The sequence below is a fragment of the Chloroflexota bacterium genome, assembly GCA_016887485.1.
Classification (GTDB): Bacteria; Chloroflexota; Anaerolineae; order Anaerolineales; family Anaerolineaceae; genus Brevifilum.
The window spans coordinates 1,709,053-1,728,758 of sequence record CP069394.1; the positions used below are offsets into that span (position 1 = coordinate 1,709,053).

At 51.9% G+C, this 19,706-nt stretch carries 23 protein-coding genes, 4 tRNA genes and 1 other annotated feature; of the genes, 9 read left to right on the top strand and 18 right to left on the bottom strand.

Translation table 11 applies throughout. The annotated features are described in order from the left end of the window. Window positions 1-60 precede the first annotated feature (60 nt). Entirely contained in the window at window positions 61-1,104 is a 1,044-nt protein-coding gene (gene pheS / locus JR338_07745) for a phenylalanine--tRNA ligase subunit alpha (GenBank protein ID QRN82333.1), read from the bottom strand. Between the two features lie 30 nt (window positions 1,105-1,134). On the opposite strand from pheS, the gene JR338_07750 reads away from it, so the two are divergent. The 6 genes from JR338_07750 to JR338_07775 all read left to right on the top strand — a co-directional run bounded on the left by JR338_07750 (window position 1,135) and on the right by JR338_07775 (window position 5,412). After that, a complete protein-coding gene (locus JR338_07750; protein ID QRN82334.1) occupies window positions 1,135-1,287 on the top strand; it encodes a hypothetical protein in 153 nt (50 codons plus the stop codon). Between the two features lie 403 nt (window positions 1,288-1,690). Further along, window positions 1,691-2,806 (top strand): cyclopropane fatty acyl phospholipid synthase, encoded by a 1,116-nt coding sequence (cfa, locus tag JR338_07755; protein ID QRN84385.1) that lies wholly within the window; start codon window positions 1,691-1,693, stop codon window positions 2,804-2,806. An 8-nt stretch (window positions 2,807-2,814) separates the two neighbouring features. Continuing rightward, window positions 2,815-3,765: an NAD(P)/FAD-dependent oxidoreductase gene (locus JR338_07760; protein ID QRN82335.1), complete on the top strand. Its 951-nt coding sequence runs from the start codon at window positions 2,815-2,817 to the stop codon at window positions 3,763-3,765. Between the two features lie 665 nt (window positions 3,766-4,430). Further along, window positions 4,431-4,640, top strand: a complete 210-nt coding sequence (locus JR338_07765) for a zinc ribbon domain-containing protein (GenBank protein ID QRN82336.1) — start codon at window positions 4,431-4,433, stop codon at window positions 4,638-4,640. Between the two features lie 46 nt (window positions 4,641-4,686). Then, window positions 4,687-4,974, top strand: coding sequence for a metal-sensitive transcriptional regulator (locus JR338_07770; protein ID QRN82337.1), 288 nt, complete (start codon window positions 4,687-4,689; stop codon window positions 4,972-4,974). 24 nt (window positions 4,975-4,998) lie between these two features. Then, window positions 4,999-5,412 carry an OsmC family protein gene (locus JR338_07775; protein QRN82338.1) on the top strand — a complete coding sequence of 138 codons (414 nt, stop codon included), beginning with the start codon at window positions 4,999-5,001 and terminating at the stop codon, window positions 5,410-5,412. A gap of 190 nt (window positions 5,413-5,602) precedes the next feature. Here the strand turns inward: JR338_07775 and add are convergent, their stop codons facing one another. Next, window positions 5,603-6,637 (bottom strand): adenosine deaminase, encoded by a 1,035-nt coding sequence (gene add / locus JR338_07780; protein ID QRN82339.1) that lies wholly within the window; start codon window positions 6,635-6,637, stop codon window positions 5,603-5,605. Between the two features lie 208 nt (window positions 6,638-6,845). On the opposite strand from add, the gene lexA reads away from it, so the two are divergent. Beyond that, window positions 6,846-7,538, top strand: a complete 693-nt coding sequence (gene lexA, locus JR338_07785; GenBank protein QRN84386.1) for a repressor LexA — start codon at window positions 6,846-6,848, stop codon at window positions 7,536-7,538. Between the two features lie 111 nt (window positions 7,539-7,649). On the opposite strand, the gene rplL is transcribed toward lexA, so the two are convergent. From rplL to JR338_07855, 14 genes are all read right to left on the bottom strand, one after another. Next, window positions 7,650-8,024 carry a 50S ribosomal protein L7/L12 gene (rplL, locus tag JR338_07790; protein QRN82340.1) on the bottom strand — a complete coding sequence of 125 codons (375 nt, stop codon included), beginning with the start codon at window positions 8,022-8,024 and terminating at the stop codon, window positions 7,650-7,652. A gap of 77 nt (window positions 8,025-8,101) precedes the next feature. Further along, window positions 8,102-8,638, bottom strand: coding sequence for a 50S ribosomal protein L10 (locus JR338_07795; GenBank protein ID QRN82341.1), 537 nt, complete (start codon window positions 8,636-8,638; stop codon window positions 8,102-8,104). A gap of 29 nt (window positions 8,639-8,667) precedes the next feature. Continuing rightward, window positions 8,668-8,823, bottom strand: a sequence feature (ribosomal protein L10 leader region). A 46-nt stretch (window positions 8,824-8,869) separates the two neighbouring features. Beyond that, complete coding sequence (locus JR338_07800; protein ID QRN82342.1) at window positions 8,870-9,580, bottom strand: 50S ribosomal protein L1; 711 nt, start codon at window positions 9,578-9,580, stop codon at window positions 8,870-8,872. 55 nt (window positions 9,581-9,635) lie between these two features. Next, complete coding sequence (gene rplK, locus JR338_07805) at window positions 9,636-10,064, bottom strand: 50S ribosomal protein L11 (protein ID QRN82343.1); 429 nt, start codon at window positions 10,062-10,064, stop codon at window positions 9,636-9,638. 65 nt (window positions 10,065-10,129) lie between these two features. Further along, a complete protein-coding gene (gene nusG, locus JR338_07810; protein QRN84387.1) occupies window positions 10,130-10,837 on the bottom strand; it encodes a transcription termination/antitermination protein NusG in 708 nt (235 codons plus the stop codon). Window positions 10,838-10,869: 32 nt separating this feature from the next. Continuing rightward, window positions 10,870-11,085, bottom strand: a complete 216-nt coding sequence (gene secE, locus JR338_07815; protein ID QRN82344.1) for a preprotein translocase subunit SecE — start codon at window positions 11,083-11,085, stop codon at window positions 10,870-10,872. A 61-nt stretch (window positions 11,086-11,146) separates the two neighbouring features. Beyond that, window positions 11,147-11,220: transfer RNA gene (locus JR338_07820), tRNA-Trp, on the bottom strand. Between the two features lie 39 nt (window positions 11,221-11,259). Then, window positions 11,260-11,427, bottom strand: coding sequence for a 50S ribosomal protein L33 (gene rpmG, locus JR338_07825; GenBank protein ID QRN82345.1), 168 nt, complete (start codon window positions 11,425-11,427; stop codon window positions 11,260-11,262). A gap of 64 nt (window positions 11,428-11,491) precedes the next feature. Next, complete coding sequence (gene tuf / locus JR338_07830; protein ID QRN82346.1) at window positions 11,492-12,694, bottom strand: elongation factor Tu; 1,203 nt, start codon at window positions 12,692-12,694, stop codon at window positions 11,492-11,494. 63 nt (window positions 12,695-12,757) lie between these two features. Continuing rightward, a tRNA-Thr gene (locus JR338_07835) sits at window positions 12,758-12,830 on the bottom strand. 38 nt (window positions 12,831-12,868) lie between these two features. Continuing rightward, window positions 12,869-12,951 (bottom strand) — tRNA-Tyr (locus JR338_07840). A gap of 80 nt (window positions 12,952-13,031) precedes the next feature. After that, a tRNA-Thr gene (locus JR338_07845) sits at window positions 13,032-13,103 on the bottom strand. A gap of 261 nt (window positions 13,104-13,364) precedes the next feature. Beyond that, a complete protein-coding gene (locus JR338_07850) occupies window positions 13,365-14,759 on the bottom strand; it encodes a HAMP domain-containing histidine kinase (GenBank protein QRN82347.1) in 1,395 nt (464 codons plus the stop codon). Between the two features lie 8 nt (window positions 14,760-14,767). After that, complete coding sequence (locus JR338_07855) at window positions 14,768-15,448, bottom strand: response regulator transcription factor (protein ID QRN82348.1); 681 nt, start codon at window positions 15,446-15,448, stop codon at window positions 14,768-14,770. Between the two features lie 86 nt (window positions 15,449-15,534). Between JR338_07855 and JR338_07860 the strand changes: the two genes are divergently transcribed. Next, complete coding sequence (locus JR338_07860; protein QRN82349.1) at window positions 15,535-16,167, top strand: sugar transferase; 633 nt, start codon at window positions 15,535-15,537, stop codon at window positions 16,165-16,167. A gap of 33 nt (window positions 16,168-16,200) precedes the next feature. On the opposite strand, the gene JR338_07865 is transcribed toward JR338_07860, so the two are convergent. Next, entirely contained in the window at window positions 16,201-17,220 is a 1,020-nt protein-coding gene (locus JR338_07865; protein QRN82350.1) for a hypothetical protein, read from the bottom strand. Window positions 17,221-17,393: 173 nt separating this feature from the next. Between JR338_07865 and JR338_07870 the strand changes: the two genes are divergently transcribed. Next, complete coding sequence (locus tag JR338_07870; protein QRN82351.1) at window positions 17,394-18,614, top strand: SH3 domain-containing protein; 1,221 nt, start codon at window positions 17,394-17,396, stop codon at window positions 18,612-18,614. Window positions 18,615-18,652: 38 nt separating this feature from the next. Here the strand turns inward: JR338_07870 and JR338_07875 are convergent, their stop codons facing one another. Then, window positions 18,653-19,705 carry a hypothetical protein gene (locus tag JR338_07875; GenBank protein QRN82352.1) on the bottom strand — a complete coding sequence of 351 codons (1,053 nt, stop codon included), beginning with the start codon at window positions 19,703-19,705 and terminating at the stop codon, window positions 18,653-18,655. Between the last annotated feature and the right edge of the window lies 1 nt (window position 19,706).

Genomic DNA, 19,706 nt, shown 5'->3' on the forward strand with positions numbered 1-19,706 from the left:
GCAGAACTTCCACCAGTCTCCATTCACCAAATACTACTCACCAATTTCGATTCACCATTCTTAAAATTGCTTGAGGAACCGAATATCATTATTGCGGAAATGGCGGATGTCATCGATCCGATAGCGCATCAGGGTGCTGCGGTCAATGCCCATCCCAGCCGCAAAGCCGGAATATTTTTTGGGGTCATAGCCGCCATATTCCAGCACCACCGGGTGGACCATCCCACAACCGAGGATCTCCAGCCAACCGGTTTCCTTGCAAACGCCGCAGCCTTTGCCACCGCAGACAAAACATTCCACATCCATCTCAGCGCTGGGCTCCGTGAAGGGGAAGTGCGAAGGCCGCAAACGGGTGCGGGCTTCTTCACCAAACAGCCGTTTGGCAAAATCTTCCAGGGTGCCTTTCAACTCAGCAAAGGTCACTTTTTCACCGATCACCAGAACTTCCACCTGTGCGAATTCAATCTCGCTGCGTGCGGAAAGCTGTTCATAGCGCATGGTCGTGCCAGGCAGGATCACCCGAATCGGTTCAGGTGCGCGTTCTCGCATCACATGGATCTGGCCGCCGGAGGTGTGGGTGCGTAACAGAACGCCTTCGTCCTTGGTATAGAAGGTATCCCACATATCGCGCGCCGGGTGATAGGGCGGCATGTTGAGATAAGTGAAGTTATAGTCATCCGTCTCCACTTCAGTGGAACGATAGACCTGAAAGCCCATATCGCCAAATGTACGCACGATCCGGCGCAGCACCTGGGTCAACGGGTGCAGGCGGCCGCGTTCCACGGGACGCCCGGGCATGGTCACATCCAAAAATTCGGTTTCGAGTTCCTTTGCCAATGCGGCGGCTTCAATAACCTCCCGCTTGGCTTCAAAAGCGGTTTCCAGAGCAGTGCGGACTTCATTGGCCGCTTTACCCATCACAGGCCGCAGTTCCTTATCCATTGTGCCCATGCTGCTGAAGACGCCCATCACAGGTGAGCTGCGTCCCAGGTTGGAAACACGCCAGGCTTCCAGTTCTTCCTTTTCGGCAACGGCTTCCAGAGTCGCCAGACCTTCCGCCTGGATCGTCTGCAGTTTTGCCAGTTCTGCTGCTTTATCTGCCATTTAAACCTTCCTCCTAAAAATAAGTCATTTATGGGCTGTCATCTGCAACCCGAACGTTTAAATAAAAACGCCCATCCTTCACCAAAGGACGGGGTTGACCGCGGTACCACCTTCATTAGCCGCACAGGCGCACTGCACGACCCACTCATTGCCAACAGCTACAGCAATTGGCTGCCCGGGTAACGTCGGACGGGACGGCTCAGACTACGCACCTGCGGCTTCACCTGAGCGGCTCGAGAGGGAACTTCGGTTGGGTTCAGCAGGGTGTGGGTCTCAGTCTTGCCCGCACCGCCCTGTCAACTTCCGCCAGCCTACTTTCCTCTGTCTTGGCCGATGACATATTTCAATGCATATATTATCACTAAAAATGAAGGGGGTGTCAAGGAAGGAAGCCAAAAGGAATCGGATACTATAACCCCTACCTGCCTGCTGCGCTTTGTTTGCAGGCAGGTAGGGGGCGTACTCCCCAAAAAATAAACTACACCCTTGAAATTTACTACCACAATTGTCTAATATAGAAGAGTAGCACCTTATCACCCCATTCGGGTTATATAGTTAACTGTCCCAACAAGAAAAGGATGAAATGATGCGTAAATCCGAGAAAATTGTTAGGGATCTCCTCCAAACTGCTGACATTCAAGCCAATGGCGATCGACCCTGGGATATCCAGGTGCGCGATGACCGCCTCTATGACCAGATTTTGCGGGATGCTTCCCTGGGCCTCGGCGAAGCCTATATGGATGGCTGGTGGGATTGTCAGGCCATTGACCAATTCATTGACCGTGCCCTGCGGGCTGACCTGCGGACTGAAGTGGAGAAAAACCTTCGCCTGGTCTTCCAGGTGGCACGCGCCAAGCTGACCAACCGCCAGTCCCGCCAACGCGCCCATGTGGTCGGTGAACAGCATTATGACCTCGGTAATGACCTTTACAACGCCATGTTGGATAAACGCCTGAACTACACCTGCGCCTATTGGCGCGATGCCGACAATCTGGATGACGCCCAGGAAGCCAAACTCGAGCTGGTCTGCCGCAAGATCGGGGCCCACCCCGGTATGCGAATCCTGGAGCTGGGCTGCGGCTGGGGCAGCTTCGCCAAATATGCCGCCGAAAAACATGGCTGCCAGGTCCTCGGCGTGACCATCTCCAAAGAGCAGGTCGCGCTTGGCAATGAACTCTGCGAGGGGCTGCCAGTGGAATTGCGGCTGCAGGATTACCGCGAGGTCACCGGGGAATTTGACGCCGTGATCTCGATTGGTGTCATGGAGCATGTCGGCTATAAGAATTACCCCACCTATATGGATGTGGTGGAGCGAACCCTTAAACCTGGCGGGGTCGCCTTCATCCACACCATCGGCGGCAACCACAGCATTACTACCGGGGATCCCTGGACGGATAAATACATCTTTCCCAACGGTATGCTGCCCTCCATCACCCAGCTAGGTAGGGCGATGGAAGACCGTTTCGTGATGGAAGACTGGCACAATTTTGGCCCCTATTACGATCAGACCCTGATGGCCTGGCATGCCAACTTCAACGCTGCCTGGCCGGAGCTGAAAGAGAAATATGGCGAGCGCTTCCGGCGGATGTGGAATTATTACCTGCTCAGCAGCGCCGGCGGCTTCCGCTCCCGTTCAACGCAGCTTTGGCAGATCGTGATGACCCGCCCCGGCACCCCCCAACCCGACTGCCGGTTAGTCTGAGGCAGCCTATGATCCAAAAAGATGTGCTGATTGTGGGCGGCGGTCCGGCCGGATCGGCCTGTGCCCAGCGGCTCATCCGGCATGGGCTGGATGTGCTTATCCTGGATAAGGCCGATTTCCCCCGCCAGAAACCCTGTGCCGGCTGGGTCACGCCTTCTCTTTTCCGCTTGCTGGAGATATCGCCCGGTGACTATCCACTGGGCCTGACCCACTTCACCTCCTTTGAAATCTCCCTCAAGGGTCTCCATTTCCGCATGCGTACCGATCAGTATGCCATTCGCCGGCTGGAATTTGACAACTGGTTCCTGACCAGGTCTGGGGCGCCGGTCGTGAATCATCGGGTAGCTGAGATTGAACAGCGTGGGGAAAAATTCATAATTGATGGGCAATATGAATCGCGCTACCTGGTCGGGGCGGGTGGCACCCACTGCCCGGTCAAAGCGAAATTCTTTCCGATGGCGAAAGAAGACCGGGAAAATGGATTAATCCTCGCTAAAGAAGAGGAATTCTCCTATCCGGTCAACGACCCCCGCTGCCATCTTTGGTTTTTTGAAGATGGTTTGCCCGGCTATGCCTGGTTTGTACCCAAAACGGGCGGCTATATCAATGTTGGTATTGGCGGTGCGGCTGCTGGGCTGAAAAAGCGGGGAACAAGCCTCGATCAGCACTGGCAGCGCCTGATTTGCAAGCTTGCGGAGTTGAATTTGGTAAGAAACCACGATTTTCATCCCCTGGGTTACAGCTACTACCTGCGGCCGCGGAACCTCACCCCCCGCCAGGGCAACGTGCTGCTAATCGGCGATTCGCTGGGGCTGGCCACCCGTGACATGGGTGAGGGTATCGGCCCCGCCATTCAAAGCGGTATCCTGGCAGCCGATTCGATTGCCACAGGATCCACGTATTCTCCCAAAGCCATCCCGCGGTTCTCATTGCCCTCTCTCCTACGCCTTAGAAAATAATTCACATATCTTAAGCCTTCCCTCTGGGGGGGAAGGTGGCGCGCAGTGCCGGATGAGGGGGAAACACATCACCTCATCAGCGTGTGGCGCAGCAAGCTTCTCAACAAGGAGAAGCCTTAATTAGGACTCACAATAAATTTGCATCTGAATAATCTCATCGGGAAAATAGGGATTCAACTATCTTCTGCCTTCCCCCCGGGGGGAAGGTGGCACAAAGTGCCTGATAAGGGAAAAACCATGCCCCACCTCATCAGCCTGCTATGCAGCCAGCTTCTCCTCAAGGAGAAGCCTTAATTAGGACTGATAAAAATAGATACTCCTGAATAATCTCATTGGGGAAATAGGGATTCAACTATCTTCTGCCTTCCCCTCGGGGGGAAGGTGGCACAAAGTGCCGGATGAGGGGAAAAACCATGCCCCACCTCACCAGCCTGCTGTTCAGCCAGCTTCTCCTCAAGGAAAAGCCTTAATTAGGACTCACAATAAATTTACATCTGAATAATCTCATCGGGAAAATAGGGATTCAACTATCTTCTGCCTTCCCCTCGGGGGGAAGGTGGCACAAAGTGCCGGATGAGGGGAAACCCAATCCAACTTTCAATTGACAATTCATAGGTATACGAATATACTATACCCCAGTATAGCATTTGGAGGTGCTTTTATTAATGCCCATTTATGAGTATGCTTGCGAGGATTGTAGAGAAGAATTCGAGAAACTGATGCGCTTCTCCGATCCCAATATCAATTCACCTGAATGCCCTGGTTGCAAGTCAAACCAGACCCACCGGCTCATCTCACGGGTTGCCGCTCATGGCACCAGCTCCGGAAGCGGATCTTCCGGTTCTTCCTGTGGCTCCTCCGGTGGCTTTTCCTGAGCAGGTTAGTCATTGGTCAGGCCGGCGGCCTGACGAAGGATTGTAAATGATCATAAAAACTGAAAACCCAGAGGTCAAAGGGCAGATCCATAAACGGCTTTCCCGGATTGAGGGTCAGCTGCGTGGCGTCCAGAAGATGATCGACGAGAATCGCGATTGCCGCGAGATCCTCCAGCAACTGATAGCCATCCGTTCAGCCGTGCAGTCGGCCAGCCTGAACTTCATGCAGGATGTTGCCAGTGATTGCCTGATGAACCCGACCGACCAAAACGACCCGGAGGCCCAACGGGCTCTGATGATGGATCTGGTCAAACTGCTGGGCAAAGTCTCATAGCGAAAACTTAAGGAGTAATCATAAATGTCTGGTCAAACCACCCTGCGCTGGATTCCCGGCGGTAACCGTTTCGTTTCAACCGATTCCACCGGACATTCCGTCGTGATGTCCACCCCCAAAGAGAACAGCGGGATGAAACCCTCCGAGCTGATCCTATCCGCCCTGGCGGGCTGCGCCTCGGTGGATGTTGTGGATATCCTTGCCAAAAAGCGCACTCCCCTCTCCCACCTGGAAGTTCAGGTCACTGCTGAACAGGATGCCGACCCACCCTGGACCTTCCGCAAGATCTACATCAAATTCCTGGTCAAAGGCGATGGGCTGACAGAGAAAAATGTGGAGCAGGCCATTGAGCTTTCGGAGGAGAAATATTGTTCCGTTGCCGCCACGCTGCGCGGTAAAGCCGAGATCATCACCAGCTTTGAGATTCTGGAAGATTAATCCCCGCTAATAAGAGAGACGAAAAGACGCCCAATTGGGCGTCTTTTGTTTCAGTAAACCGATGACTTTGAGCTTTTGTTAAGTTCTTATACTTAAATACTCAATTTCAGAGATTGCTTCGTTCCTCGGAATGACAAAAAGTAGGTCACGTGCGCTCCGCGGCACGTGACACCAAAGAAACCACAATCTGCTATCCTAAATGAATCCCCGCCAGGCGCTCATTCTCCACCTCAAACATCGTCAATAAATCCTGCTGCTCCGCCTCCCCGAGCACGGAAGCCTTAATGCCATTCCGCACCATCTGTTGTAACTGCTCAAGGTCCATTCCCATCACCTCCACGGCGTTGAGATATTCCTGTGTCAGGGTTGTATTAAACATCGGCGGATCATCAGAATTCAACGTCACATTCAAGCCAAGGTCAAACATCCTGGGCAGCGGATGTTCTGCCAATGAAGGATAAACCTTTAGGCAGATATTGCTGGTCGGACAGACATCCAATGGTATCTGGCTCTCCAGGAGAATATCCACAAGCGCCGGGTCTTCCATAGCGCGCACGCCATGCTCCAGCCGCACGGGATGCACCCATTTCAGCGCGCCGCGTACCGATTCCGAGCCGACCGTCTCCCCGGCATGCGGCATAGCAGGCAGCCCGGCCTCAAAAGCCATCTCAAAGGCTGATTTGAATTTCTCCGGGGGATTGCCAATCTCCGGGCCACCCAATCCCAGCCCGCAAACACCCTGCCCCATCCCGCCAATCGCCCAACCGGCCACAATCTCACCTTGCTCCGGCGTGGTCTCCCGGGAGATGTCCATAATGAATTGGCAATGGACGCCATGTTCACGTTCCGCCCAGCTCCGCGCCCGGTTGAGCGCATCCAGCTGCTCATCAAAGGGAATCCCGTTGGCCAAAAACTGGTTATAGGGCGAATAGATCACCTCAGAATAACGCACATTTTGTTCCGCTTGCCCACTGAGGAATTCCCTGGCGATCAATTCGATATCTTCGGGGGTCTTCAGCGAGGCAGCGATCTTCAGATAAACCTCGATGAAATGATTAAAATCGGTAAACTGGTACCAGCGCCGCAGTCCTTCCAGATCATGCGCAGGCAGTTCAATCTTATGCCGTCCAGCCAGCTTCAAAAAGGTTTCCGGCCGGATGGAACCCTCCAGATGGACGTGTAATTCGACCTTTGGCATTGCTTTAATATACGATTGAACTGTCATTCTGCACCTCTCAACATCAGTAATTGAATTTTCATTATAACCGCATCATTCAGTATCCATTCGCAGCCTTCTGCTGGGTATGATAGAGTCATAATATTGAGATATTTTAACAATTTGACCGCCATCTTGACACCGAACGTATGTTCGTGTATTATTAGAAATAATAATTAGCACAAATGAGCGGGTTTACTAAAAGGAGCCTGACATGATGGCACGTAAGAAAGCAGGTCTGGGAGAACGACATAAAAGGATCCTCAAATTCCTGGAAAGCTTCCAAAACGAAAACGGATTTCCCCCATCGATCCGCGAGATCGGTGAAAACACCAATATCAGCTCCACTTCCGTCGTGAATTATTACCTCAATCAACTTGAGGAGATGAACTACATTGAACGGGAGAGCAATGTCTCCCGCGGGATTCGTCTGGTGCGCACTCTGGAAGGCAACCTGATTCAAGCTGCCCAGGCCATCTCAGATATGTTCCAGATTCCGGTTGTCGGACGGATCGTCGCCGGTGAGCCGGTTCCCGTCCCCACCTCCGATTTTAACTATTACGACCAGGAGACCGGGATCGAAATTGCACGCAGCCTCCTCCCACCACGCGAAAAAACCGCCGACCTCTTTGCTCTTGAAGTGCAGGGTGATTCCATGATTGATGCAATGGTCAATGACGGCGATATCGTCGTTATGCGCCCGGTAAACCGGGCTGACAATGGCGAAATGGTCGCTGTTTGGCTGACGGATCGGGACGAGACAACTCTGAAGTACTTCTATCAGGAAAACGGTCGAGTGCGGCTGCAGCCTGCCAACCCATTGATGGACCCCATCATCATTGACAACCCCGCCCAGGTCAAAGTTCAGGGCAAGGTCGTCCTGGTGATCCGACGACTCCAGGGCGGCTAAACTTCCCCCAATAAAGCCCAACCCCGGCCTTTCAAAGCGCCGGGGTTTTCTTTTATGAAAAAACCCCTGTCTTTATGGACAGGGGTTTTGTTCACTAAAACTGGGTACTTCTTATTTGAGTTCGACTTCTGCGCCAGCAGCTTCCAGTTTTTCCTTGGCGTCATTGGCAATATCTTTGCCAACAGCTTCGAGGATTTTGCTGTCTGCGGATTCAGCCATATTCTTGGCATCAACCAGGCCCAGGTTGGTGAGCTGGCGAATAACCTTAATGGTTTCGATCTTCTTGGGGCCAGCGCTCTTGAGGATAACATCAAATTCAGTCTTTTCCTCAACTTCTTCAGCGGCAGCAGCAGGTGCAGCAGCAACGGCGGCGACAGGAGCAGCGGCGGAAACGCCCCATTTTTCTTCCAACAATTTAACCAGTTCAGCAGCTTCCAAAACGGTAAGCTCGCTCAATTGATCCATCAATTTTTCTAAATCAGCCATTTTCAATTCTCCTAAAAATGTGTATTTTCTAATAATTTCAGCACATCTGTGCCGATGGTTTGTTTTGTCTAAAATTCTTAGGCAGCGCTACTAGCAGCCTGAGGTTCTTCAGAGTAGGCTTTGACAACCGCAGCCATAGAACGTGCGGGTTCGGCCAGAGTGCGTACCAGTTTGGTGGCAGAAGCCATGATGGTGCCCAGCAAAATACCGCGCATAACGGGTTGGGATGGTAGATCGGCAAGTGCCTTCACCTGATCTGCAGTTAGCAGATTGTTATCCATATAGCCCATGCGCACATCAAAGGTATTAGCCTTTGTGAGCTCGTTGAGTGCTTTCGCAGCGGCAGGAGCCTCGCCAAAAGCGAAGCCAACCAAATTGTTTTGCTCCCAGAAATTCTCATCAAACTCGATGCCCATCTCATTCATCACAAGACGGAACAGCCGGTTCTTGACGACATGGATCTCGCTATTGACATCACGCATCTTTGCGCGTGCATCATCAATCGCCGACATACCCATGTTCTGGTAGGAAACCACAAAAAATGCCGTGCTATTGTCCACCCACTCTTTATATTGAGCGACCATAGCTTCTTTTTCATTACGAGTAAACGCCAAAGTGTTCACCTCCTTCCAGTTTTAGTGTTTTAATCGTCAAAGTCTTTGCCTCAATTTTCGCTGAGGCAAAGACTTTGGAACAAAATACCAACTGGTATCCGTTATTTCTGGTCTGCCTTCACCTCGGCGGGATATTAAGCTCCGGATGGAGCACCTGCTTTCTTCAGCGAAGAAATCTTCAGTATTGACTTTTCAGATTTGCATTACGGATTATAGCACAATCCGTACAACTTACAAAGTTAATGTTGAAGCGTAAGGATCCACCTTGATGCCAGGGCCCATTGTTGAGGTCAGGGTCACACGGCGGATGAAGTTACCGCTGGCGGCTGCAGGACGAGCCTGCCGCAGGGCACGCATGAAAGCCTGAAGGTTTTCATCCAATTGCTCAGCAGTAAACGACAATTTCCCAATCGGAACATGAATGTTCGCGGTTTTATCCAAACGAAATTCAATCCGACCGGCTTTCGCTTCTTTGATGGCACCAGCCATCTGGTCCAATTGGACAACGGTGCCAGCTTTCGGGTTCGGCATCAAGCCGCGGGGACCAAGAACACGGCCCAAGCGACCCACGGTGCCCATCATATCAGGGGTGGCGATGGCGACATCAAAATCAGTCCATCCACCCTGGATCTTATTTACAATTTCTTCAGAGTCAGCAACGTAATCCGCACCGGCTGCGCGAGCTGCATCAGCAGCTTCACCCTGAGCAAAGACCATCACCTTGACGGATTTACCCAAGCCATTGGGCATAACAACTACGTCGCGGATCTGCTGATCTGCCTGGCGGGGGTCCAAGCTGGTTCGAATATGAACCTCAACTGTTTCATCAAAACTGGCGAAGCCAACTTCTTTCAACAAGTTAATCGCTGCCAAAGGCTCATACAAAGTATCCTTATCGATCTTTTCGCGAGCACTTAGATATTTTTTACCATGACTAGCCATGAAAACTCCTTTGTGGTTCCAACGGGCTGAATGAGCCCTCCCACATCATTAATAATTAATCTTCAACAACTGTGATTCCCATATTGTGGGCGGTGCCTTCGATCTGACGCATAGCACCTTCAATATCCACAGCATTCATATCATTGAACTTCTGTTCCGCAATTTCACGAACCTGTGAGCGGGTGACTGAACCAACCATAGTACGATTGGGTTCACCGGACCCTTTTTCAATCCCAGCTGCCTTACAGAGCAGGATAGCTGCAGGTGATGATTTTAATTTAAAACGGAAAGAACCGTCCTGAAAAATGGTGATCTCAGCAGGGACAATCTCGCCAGCCCGCGCAGCGGTACGGCCGTTGTAGTCCTTGCAAAACGCCATAATGTTCACACCATGCTGAGCCAAAGCCGGGCCAATCGGGGGCGCCGGGTTTGCCTTACCAGCCTGGATCTGCAGGGTAATTATTGCCTTTACTTTCTTTGCCACTTGTATACTCCTTTGTGGTTCTAACGGGTTCGAAAACCCTCCCACATTTAACTAAAACGTAGTCGTTAGATTTTTTCGACTTGCAAAAAGTCCAGTTCAACTGGGGTTGAACGTCCGAAGAAGTTCACCATCACCCGGACTTTTGAGCGTTCCATATCAATTTCGTCCACAGTGCCATGGAAGTCGTTGAACGGTCCATCCACAATGCGGACGGTCTCGCCAGGCTTGTAGGTAACTTTGATGGTTGGTGCTTCAGCTTCCATCCTGCGAAGAATTTGGGAGACTTCCTCAGGCCGGAGCGGAATGGGGTCATTACCCATACCAACAAACCCAGTTACGCCGGGAGTATTGCGAACCACATACCAGGATTCTTCGCTCATGATCATATTGACCAGAACATAACCCGGGAAAACGTGGCGCTCAATAGATCGCCGTTTGCCATCTTTAACTTCGATTTCCTCCTGAGTGGGAATGACCACATCGAATATCTGGTCCTTCATACCCATGGATTCAATCCGCTGTTCCAGATTGTGCCTGACTTTATTTTCGTAACCGGAATAACAATGAACCACAAACCAACCGCGGTCATCATCCGGTTCTTCCATATCTTCCGAATCGGAAGCGGGTTGTTCTTCAGCGTTATCTGCCGTTTCGATCACAGTGTCAGGTTGTTCGGCAGCATCGTCGGCTGGCGCGAGTGTTTCTTCCGCTTCAATGGCGGATTCTTCGCGTTCTTCTTCTGGAACCTGTCCTTCTAGATTTTCTGCTGCCATCATTGCACACCTATCTCTTCTTAGTTTAAAGCCTAAAGGTTAACCAGGAAGGAGATCGTCTTTGCAAATACAAAATCCAATGCACCTAACACGACCGCCATGACAACCATTACAACCAGCACGATGCGTGTCATCTTCCATGCTTCTTCGGGCGTGGGCCAGGTGACCTTACGCAGCTCACCAACTGTCTCTCGTAAAAAGCGTTGGAACCTTTGACCTAAACTAACTTTCTTCTTTTTCGGCGTCACAAGTCACTCCTTGCTTACGTCCAAAACGCCGCCCATAATAGACGGCGTTGAAAAATTCAGGCAGGCCAGGTAGGAATCGAACCCACAACCCCCGCTTTTGGAGAGCGGTGCTCTGCCAAATTGAGCTACTGGCCTGTGCATGCTGTAAAGTAAGAGTTCTCCTACCTCGTCAGCTTATTTTACCTCACGATGCAGGGTATGTTCCTTACATCGCGGACAATACTTTTTCAACTCCATCCGGCTCGGATCATTACGCCGATTTTTCTCAGTCGTATAGTTCCGTTCCTGGCATTGCGTGCATTCCAGTGTAATAACCGGGCGGATACCCTTCTTTTTTGCCATGTGTATTTTACCATGGCTGCCTCTTTGACCGAGGCAGCCATGCTATCCTTCCTAAATAGTTTTATTACTCAATGATCTTGGAGATCACACCGGCACCCACGGTCAGGCCACCCTCACGGATAGCGAACTGGGAACCGTTCTCCAACGCCACAGGCACGATCAATTCAACTTCCATGTTCACACGGTCGCCAGGCAGCACCATCTCGGTACCTTCGGGCAGGGTCACCGTGCCGGTAACATCCATTGTCCGGATGAAGAACTGCGGACGATAGCCAGTGAAGAATGCACTGTGCCGTCCACCCTCTTCACGGGTCAGGATGTAGACTTCACCTTCAAACTTCGTGTGGGGGGTAATGCTGCCGGGTTTGGCAATAACCATACCACGTTCCACATCTTCACGACCGATACCACGAAGCAACAAACCAACGTTATCACCCGCCATACCTTCGTCCAGAAGTTTGTGGAACATTTCCACACCGGTCACGACCGAGCTCATGCTCTTTTCCTGCAGACCGACGATCTCAACTGGGTCACTGGTATGAACAATACCGCGTTCAATACGGCCGGTCACCACAGTACCACGGCCCTTGATCGAGAAGACGTCTTCCACGGGCATCATGAACGGTTTGTCAACGTCACGTTCCGGCAGCGGAATGTAGTTATCAACGGCATCCATCAGTTCGTTGATGCAGGCATATTCGGGAGCGTTCGGATCGGTGGATTCGCATTCCAGAGCCTGGAGTGCACTACCCTGGATGATCGGAATGTCGTCTCCAGGGAAACCGTAGCTGCTCAGCATTTCACGGAGTTCCATTTCAACCAGTTCCAACAGCTCAGGATCGTCCATCATGTCAACCTTGTTCAGGAAGACTACGATGCTGGGAACCTCAACCTGGTGGGCCAATAGAACGTGCTCACGGGTCTGGGGCATCGCTCCATCAGGAGCTGCCACTACCAGAATTGCGCCATCAACCTGCGCCGCACCAGTGATCATGTTCTTGATGTAGTCACGGTGACCCGGCATATCCACGTGAGCGTAATGCCGTTTTTCAGACTCATATTCAACGTGTGAAATGTTAATCGTGATACCGCGATCTTTTTCTTCCGGCGCATTGTCGATTGTGTCAAAGGCCCGATAATCTGCGTAGCCCTTCAGTCCCTGTACTTTTGTGATCGCCGCTGTCAACGTGGTTTTACCATGGTCAATGTGCCCCATCGTGCCTACGTTCATATGCGGTTTTGATCGATCAAATTTTTCCTTGGCCATCTTAACCTTTCTCCTTAGTAAAAAAGCCTCAACCTTAATTCTCTTAATTGTCTTTCGGCAGAAAGCCCTCAATGGGATTCGAACCCATGACCTCATTCTTACCAAGAATGCGCTCTACCGACTGAGCTATGAGGGCAGCCGATCCGACTGCACGCCGTATTAAGCGTTCAGTAGTGGACGGTGTTGGATTCGAACCAACGAAGGCCTGTGCCAGCTGATTTACAGTCAGCCCCCTTTGACCACTTGGGTAACCGTCCAGGATCAAGCGAGTGTGTTACCCGCTCGAGATCGGGATCGTTTCAGAATAAATCAATCCCGGTCGCAAACGTGTAACCTGAGCCGATGATGGGAATCGAACCCATAACCTATCACTTACAAGGCGATTGCTCTACCATTGAGCTACATCGGCAAAATTCGCACTTTTTAATGTTCAGTAAGCGCAAAGACTGCACGATTATACCAAAGCCTATATCTAAGCGCAAGGCTCACTAGCCACACAATTCAAGTCCAGTGCGATTTATGAGTCTATCCGATTTACCGCTAAAGGTCAAGATAATTCCAGCATTAAATTATTCAATTTTCACCATCGAAAGGCTCATCAAACACCATTATAATCCGTTCGATAGACATGCGCGGAAAGTCGGCATTTCTTTAACCTAACTTGCATTATTCACGTCAAAGGTTGGGTTGGCACGTCCGCCTGAGAGATCGGCAGCCAGACAGAAAAAGTGGTTCCAACACCCTCAGTAGATTCCACGTCAATCCGTCCGCCGTGGTTTCGCACGATCCAGTAGGCAATTGGCAAACCTAATCCAAAACCACTATCGGCTCTGGAACGGGTTCGGGATTTATCCCCACGATAAAAACGCTCAAAAAGATAACGAAGCTCTTCCTTGGGAATCCCAGAACCATGATCAATCATATCAACCTCGACCCAATTCCCACTCACTGAGAGATTGAAGGTGATTTGGCCGCCAGCTTCAGTAAACTTGATCGCATTGCTGCCCAGATTTAGAAAAACCTGCTTCAACCGGTCCCGGTCGCCTGTCACCATTACAGGGCGGATATCATCAATTTGGATGACATGCTTGCCGCCAGAGAGCACCTTCATTTGCTCAAACACCTCAAAAACCAGCTCATCCAGCTCAACGGGTTCAAACATCAGGGGGAGCCGCCCGGTTTCAGCCTGCGCCATCATCAGGAGGTCACCCACCAGCCGGGTCAGCCGGTCCACTTCGGACTCAATGCTGAGGAGCGATTCCTCATCCAGCTCTCGCATCATCCGCATCAACCCCACGTTCCCCTTGATCACCGTCAAGGGAGTTCGCAGCTCATGGCTGACATCTGCCAGGAAACGGCGTTGAGCCGTGAATAGCCTCTCCAAACGGACCAGAGTCTGGTTAAAGGTCAGCACGACTTCGCCGATTTCATCATTCCGGCTAGGTGAAAGGGGAATCCGTTGCGAGAGATCGTTCGTGCCGGTAATGCGCGTGGCAACCTGAGCCATTGTCTCAAGCGGTTCAAGTGCCTGAGCCGTCACCAGCCAGCCAACAATACCCGCGACGATGATCGCGAATAACGCTGAGATAACAAAGACAATCTGGAGGAGTTGTTGCGTATAATGCAACTCGGTCTGGACAGCCCCAACTTGTAGCCATCCTGAAAGCATGCTCTCCACCATAAGCGGAACAGTCAGCACCCTGAGAGGGGTCGTTTGAATGATTGCATTCTGAAATATCGGTTCTTGGCTATCCAGTGCAGCGGGGTCCAGTGCGGATGTGAAACTGACAGCATTATCCGAATATGCCACAAGCTGGCCGGAGCGCGACCAAACCTGATAGTAGATGTTTCCCGAAATATTGACCACGCCTGGCGGAATAGCCATATCCCCCAACGAATCCGCCCGAAGATTGGTGATGACCTGATCAGCGGCATGCTGGATATTAGTATCCATTTCGTTGATCATCACCACACTGACCATTGTATAAACGACAATGCTGAGCAGGATAACCACACCGCTCAGCAAGCCGGAATATATCAATGTCAGACGAAGACGCAGCGACATGCCAGATATTACTCTTCAGAATCCCGCATTACATAGCCCACACCCCTGACCGTGTAGATCAGCCGGGATTCATTATTTTCCTCAAGTTTTTGCCGGAGATAGCGGATATAAACATCCAAAACGTTGCTCTCACCGCCAAAATCATAATCCCAGACCTGGTCGAAGATCACCTCACGGGTCATCACCTGCCTGGGGTGCCGCATGAACAGCTCTAAAAGATCATACTCTTTGGCGGTCAGCTCAATTTCACGATCGCCACGAATAGCCTGCCGGGTACTGCTATCCAGTTTCAGGTCAGCGAATTCAAGGACCTTCACCCGATCAGCAGCGGTACGGCGTAATAATGCCCGAATCCGGGCTAAAAGTTCTTCGATTTCAAAAGGTTTCACCACATAATCATCAGCGCCCGCATCCAAACCCTGAACCCGATCCTGGGTAGTGTCTTTTGCGGTCAGCATCATGATGGGTTGATTACCAAGTTTTTGGAGGCGACGGCAAACTTCCAAACCATCCATTTTGGGCAGCATCCAGTCCAAGACAACGAGGTCCGGTACTTGTTCCTGCGCCAGAGTCAGGCCGGCCTGGCCTGTCAGTGCGGTATCGACAACATAGCCTTCATACGTCAGTACTCTTTTAAGTACCCGTAAAATTTCTTCATCATCTTCGATTATGAGAATTCGCTCATCCATCTTCGGTCCTTTCGTGAACACAACCCTTTTATCAAACCCAATCCGTAAAGTTATTTTAACCTTAATTTGGTAAAATTAATCTAATAATGACTTTTAAATTATTGCCGAAAGGCACTCCCTTTGTCAAACGGTTATTTGATCTCTTGCTGGCATCTCTGGCGTTGATCCTGCTATCGCCGGTGATGCTCTTTGTGAGTATTCTGGTTGCAATTAAGCTTGGGTTTCCAATCCTCTTCCGCCAGTCACGGCCAGGCCTACAGGGACAGATTTTCACCATTTACAAGTTCCGTACGATGAAAGACGCCACCGATTCAAAAGGGAATGCTCTGCCCGATGACCAACGTCTGACTAAATTCGGAAAATTCCTCAGGTCAACCAGCCTCGACGAATTACCAGAACTGTTCAACGTCATCAAAGGGGATCTGAGCATTGTCGGACCTCGGCCATTATTGATCCAGTATCTCCCGCTGTATAACACCGAACAGGCCAGGCGGCATGATGTGTTGCCCGGGATCACCGGCTGGGCGCAGGTCAACGGCCGAAACGCCATCACCTGGCAGGAGAAATTCAAATTTGATGTCTGGTATGTGGATCACTGGACGTTCTGGCTCGACCTGAAAATCCTCGCTCTTTCGCTTGTAAAGGTGCTGAAAAGGGAGGGTATATCCCAACCCGGTCAGGCCACTGCGGAGCCATTCCGCGGAAATCCTTCTCAATAATCCTCCCCGATTATTAATAATATTATATTAATGTTAAGTCTCAGGCAATACTAAGTTGTTCTCTAAGTCCGTTTTTATTTCATCAAACAGTCGCATTCGGCCTTCAGAAAGCAATCCAGACTCCAAATCCAATAGCACAACAGCGCCAGGCACCTGTTGTCCACCGATCCCAGCCATCACATCACCCCAAATTGCTGTTAATGCTGGTGAGGGGTCAATCGCCACCGTCCCCACCCAATTACTGCGGGCCATATCGGGGCTCTTCCCGCCAACCACTTCAATACCATAATCCGCCAAATTACCCAGCAGGTCCGGGGTGACTAGATCACCGTGCACATAAACCACCTGCACGCCCAGGTTTGTCAACGATTCGGCTGCATTTTTGAGAGTAATGGCATCGCTATTCAAAGGTAAAGTCATCAGCTGCGGGTAGGAGTTATAAGGCGGATATTGCGACTTACAGAGGCCGCAATAGAAACGAGCACCGACCTCATAGGCGTTTTGGGCTTCCGCTGTGAGCGGAATATCCGATGGAATCAGACCAGCGACCTTATAATCCGATGTCACCAGGGCAGCCAGATAGCCGCCCATGAAGGACTGCCGCTCTTCTTCCACCAGGGGGTCACCAATCACGCTCAGGTTTCCGCCTGCCACAGCATTTGGCTGGTCGATCGCGATAAACTGGATGGCCGGTGAAGAAGGCGCCAGCGCGGCCAAATCAATCCCAGCACCCAGGCCCACCACAACTTTGACATTTTCAGTCAGTTGGTCAGGCGTCAGGTTATCCACAACCGTCAGGGTCAGCAAGGATTCCGTGGCGAGCGCTTGGAGGGTGGTCTGTAGCTGCTGCAGGGTTAACGCGTCGGCATCCCCTGATACAGCCAGCAGAACCGTTGGCGCACCAAGAGTCGGCGTGGGAGTAGATTGAGGTACAGTTGGGATAACAGTCTCCGATCCAACCACCTCAGTCGGGTTGCCATTCGGCTTACAAGCCGAAATTAGACTGGCGAGAAGGATCAAGAGAACGATAAAGACATGCGTATTTCGATTCATTTTATACATTGTCCCTATTTTACCTTATTCATCAATTTTGGATTATTCTATTTGCGTTTCTGCGTTTCTACCACCCCCAGGCCATAGCTTTATGAGTCAGGCGTGTATTATAATGAAAACAAGCAATCAAAAGCATCACAAACTAACCAATCTAATCCTGGAGTTGACAGTCCATGAGCCTGCCCAGCAGCGAACCCCTTCCAGATGATATTCACGAACTTCCCCCCGCCCGTCAGCGCCATCTCCGGCGGATGCCTCGGGCTGCTTCTCCTGCTGAGTGGGAAATCCTATTGGAATCCCTCCTCAACCTGACCCGCCCAACGCTTGAATTCTTCCTTCTGGCCCTCCTGGGGACGGTCGTCAGCGGTGCCGCGCTTTATTTCAACGAACCATTGCTACTAATTGTAGCCTTAGTCCTCCTGCCCTTTACTAATCCCGTTTTCAACCTGGCGCTCTACCCCGCCAGTCGTAAACTGGGCTTTGCTTTGAAATCACTGATCAGCCTGATCGTTCCCATCATCCTATCCCTGGGTGCTGGCATGTTGGTCGGCTGGTTTGCACCCGAAACGGCCTTTGACCAGCTCGCCCTGACCACCTTCAACGTACCCTGGTGGCCCAACCTGGCCGCAGTGGCCGGCAGTGCCTTTTTCTGCAGCCTGATCCTGATCCGGCAAGACCGTCTCCCCCGTCTGGCTGGGGCAATCCTCTCCTATGAAATCTTCCTCCCGCTCACCTTGGCTGGCTTTGGCCTGATCGTTGGGGCACCGGCTTTCTGGCCGGGCGCTTCACTGACCGCCCTGCTCCACCTGGCTGTCGCCCTCCTGGCAGCCACCCTGGCCTTCATCGTGATCGGCTTTGCACCTAAAACCCTCTTTGGCTGGTCACTCAGTCTGTTTCCTGTGGTGCTCACGTTGCTGTTCCTGACAGCAGCCACCCTCCTGTCCGGTCAGATCGTGCTGCCTTGGGAATCCAAAGCCCTCACGCCCACCCCGACCGAAGCAATCGCGCTTGTGGAAGAAACCGACCTGCCCACAGCCACTCTGGCCCCAACCGAGACACCACCGATCTCCACCGCCACCCTGCAGCCCACCGTGACCCAAACCGTCACACCGGAATGGACCGCCACCCCATCCGCCACACCTACCCTGGAGCCAACCGTTGTTTATGGCGTGATCGTTGCCGAAAATGGCGCTATCGTGCGGGAAGAGCCCAGCACGACAGCCCTTGTGGTCTCATACGTGAATGATGGTGATCTGGTCACGTTGATCGGGCAGTACCTCTCCGGGAACACCCTCTGGTATCAGGTGGAAACGGAATATGGTGAGGTCGGCTGGATGCTTGGATCATTGATCCAGACGCCCACTCCCACGCCGTCGCCGACCCCGGGTGAGTAATCTTATTTAGTTATTCAATCTTCGGATAATTGTCTACATTAAACCCCGAGGATCACCAGATCCTGCTGGGGCACCTGGACCTGCGCGCCGGAAGCTAGTTCCACGGTCGTCGTGGGGAAGGCAAAACCACTTTCAAACATCAGTGGTTCTTCCAAAGCTCGCACCCGCCCGATCTGGCCCATAGCGGCACCGGTCAGAATACGAACCCGCTGCCCAACAGCTAAACACGCCTGTGGAGCCATTGCACTCTCAGGTTTCTCCCCCTCGCCAGGGATGACCAATTCCGGCCGCTCCCCAAATCGATCCAGTGTGAAGTTTGCATTCAAACTCGCCAGTTTATCCTGGCATCCCTGCAACAGCTCCCATACCCAGGGATCAACCTCACCGGCGCCAAACCCGGAAATGACCAAGATCGGAATGCCGGCGTCCTGAGCGGATTGCTTCAAAGCCGGTGACAGCCAAAATGTGACCAATCCTGCCAGTTCATATTTGCGGATCAGGGTAAAAACCTCAGCGCTGTCAACAACGGGGATAACGAGAATCTCACCACTGGCAAGTTCCGTTTCCTCCCCATCTTCAGTCTCAAGTGTATCAAGCACTCGCAGCGGACTCTCACAAATGCCGCCGTTACCCCATTCACCCTGTACCAGGCTCCCCTCAGCTCTTATTTTTACGCCAAATTCAGGGTAAATATCCTCCACCACGCCCGGCATCCCCGCCTGGACGGTAACCTTTAACTCTTGGGTGGCGATCACGGCCTTGCCATGGCTGAAATCAATCAATCGGCCATCCGCTGGGGCTCGCACAACCCTCGTAAGAGTCCCCTCACACTGCGCAAGCAGGTCGCCTTCTCTGAGGGCGTCCCCCGGCTTTCGCAGGGCACATTCATCCGCTTCTTCGGCACTGACGCCCAAACCCCGGTCCACGGCCAACGTGATCACGCCCGCGGGCAAGATCGCCTCAGCGAGTACATCCCCTGCCTGGACAGCATCACCGACCGCCACTAACACCCGCCCTGCCAGCGGCAGACGACGAGTGCGTTGGATAAGTACATGGTTCGAGATCTGAAGGACATCCACCATTTTCGCCATC

What these genes read in the sequence shown, in the direction of transcription:
- pheS (QRN82333.1), bottom strand. Translation starts at nt 1,104, where the DNA reads ATGGCAGATAAAGCAGCAGAACTGGCAAAACTGCAGACGATCCAGGCG.
- JR338_07750 (QRN82334.1), top strand. Translation starts at nt 1,135, where the DNA reads ATGGGCTGTCATCTGCAACCCGAACGTTTAAATAAAAACGCCCATCCT.
- cfa (QRN84385.1), top strand. Translation starts at nt 1,691, where the DNA reads ATGCGTAAATCCGAGAAAATTGTTAGGGATCTCCTCCAAACTGCTGAC.
- JR338_07760 (QRN82335.1), top strand. Translation starts at nt 2,815, where the DNA reads ATGATCCAAAAAGATGTGCTGATTGTGGGCGGCGGTCCGGCCGGATCG.
- JR338_07765 (QRN82336.1), top strand. Translation starts at nt 4,431, where the DNA reads ATGCCCATTTATGAGTATGCTTGCGAGGATTGTAGAGAAGAATTCGAG.
- JR338_07770 (QRN82337.1), top strand. Translation starts at nt 4,687, where the DNA reads ATGATCATAAAAACTGAAAACCCAGAGGTCAAAGGGCAGATCCATAAA.
- JR338_07775 (QRN82338.1), top strand. Translation starts at nt 4,999, where the DNA reads ATGTCTGGTCAAACCACCCTGCGCTGGATTCCCGGCGGTAACCGTTTC.
- add (QRN82339.1), bottom strand. Translation starts at nt 6,637, where the DNA reads ATGACAGTTCAATCGTATATTAAAGCAATGCCAAAGGTCGAATTACAC.
- lexA (QRN84386.1), top strand. Translation starts at nt 6,846, where the DNA reads ATGGCACGTAAGAAAGCAGGTCTGGGAGAACGACATAAAAGGATCCTC.
- rplL (QRN82340.1), bottom strand. Translation starts at nt 8,024, where the DNA reads ATGGCTGATTTAGAAAAATTGATGGATCAATTGAGCGAGCTTACCGTT.
- JR338_07800 (QRN82342.1), bottom strand. Translation starts at nt 9,580, where the DNA reads ATGGCTAGTCATGGTAAAAAATATCTAAGTGCTCGCGAAAAGATCGAT.
- nusG (QRN84387.1), bottom strand. Translation starts at nt 10,837, where the DNA reads ATGGCAGCAGAAAATCTAGAAGGACAGGTTCCAGAAGAAGAACGCGAA.
- rpmG (QRN82345.1), bottom strand. Translation starts at nt 11,427, where the DNA reads ATGGCAAAAAAGAAGGGTATCCGCCCGGTTATTACACTGGAATGCACG.
- tuf (QRN82346.1), bottom strand. Translation starts at nt 12,694, where the DNA reads ATGGCCAAGGAAAAATTTGATCGATCAAAACCGCATATGAACGTAGGC.
- JR338_07850 (QRN82347.1), bottom strand. Translation starts at nt 14,759, where the DNA reads ATGTCGCTGCGTCTTCGTCTGACATTGATATATTCCGGCTTGCTGAGC.
- JR338_07855 (QRN82348.1), bottom strand. Translation starts at nt 15,448, where the DNA reads ATGGATGAGCGAATTCTCATAATCGAAGATGATGAAGAAATTTTACGG.
- JR338_07860 (QRN82349.1), top strand. Translation starts at nt 15,535, where the DNA reads ATGACTTTTAAATTATTGCCGAAAGGCACTCCCTTTGTCAAACGGTTA.
- JR338_07865 (QRN82350.1), bottom strand. Translation starts at nt 17,220, where the DNA reads ATGAATCGAAATACGCATGTCTTTATCGTTCTCTTGATCCTTCTCGCC.
- JR338_07870 (QRN82351.1), top strand. Translation starts at nt 17,394, where the DNA reads ATGAGCCTGCCCAGCAGCGAACCCCTTCCAGATGATATTCACGAACTT.
- JR338_07875 (QRN82352.1), bottom strand. Translation starts at nt 19,705, where the DNA reads ATGGCGAAAATGGTGGATGTCCTTCAGATCTCGAACCATGTACTTATC.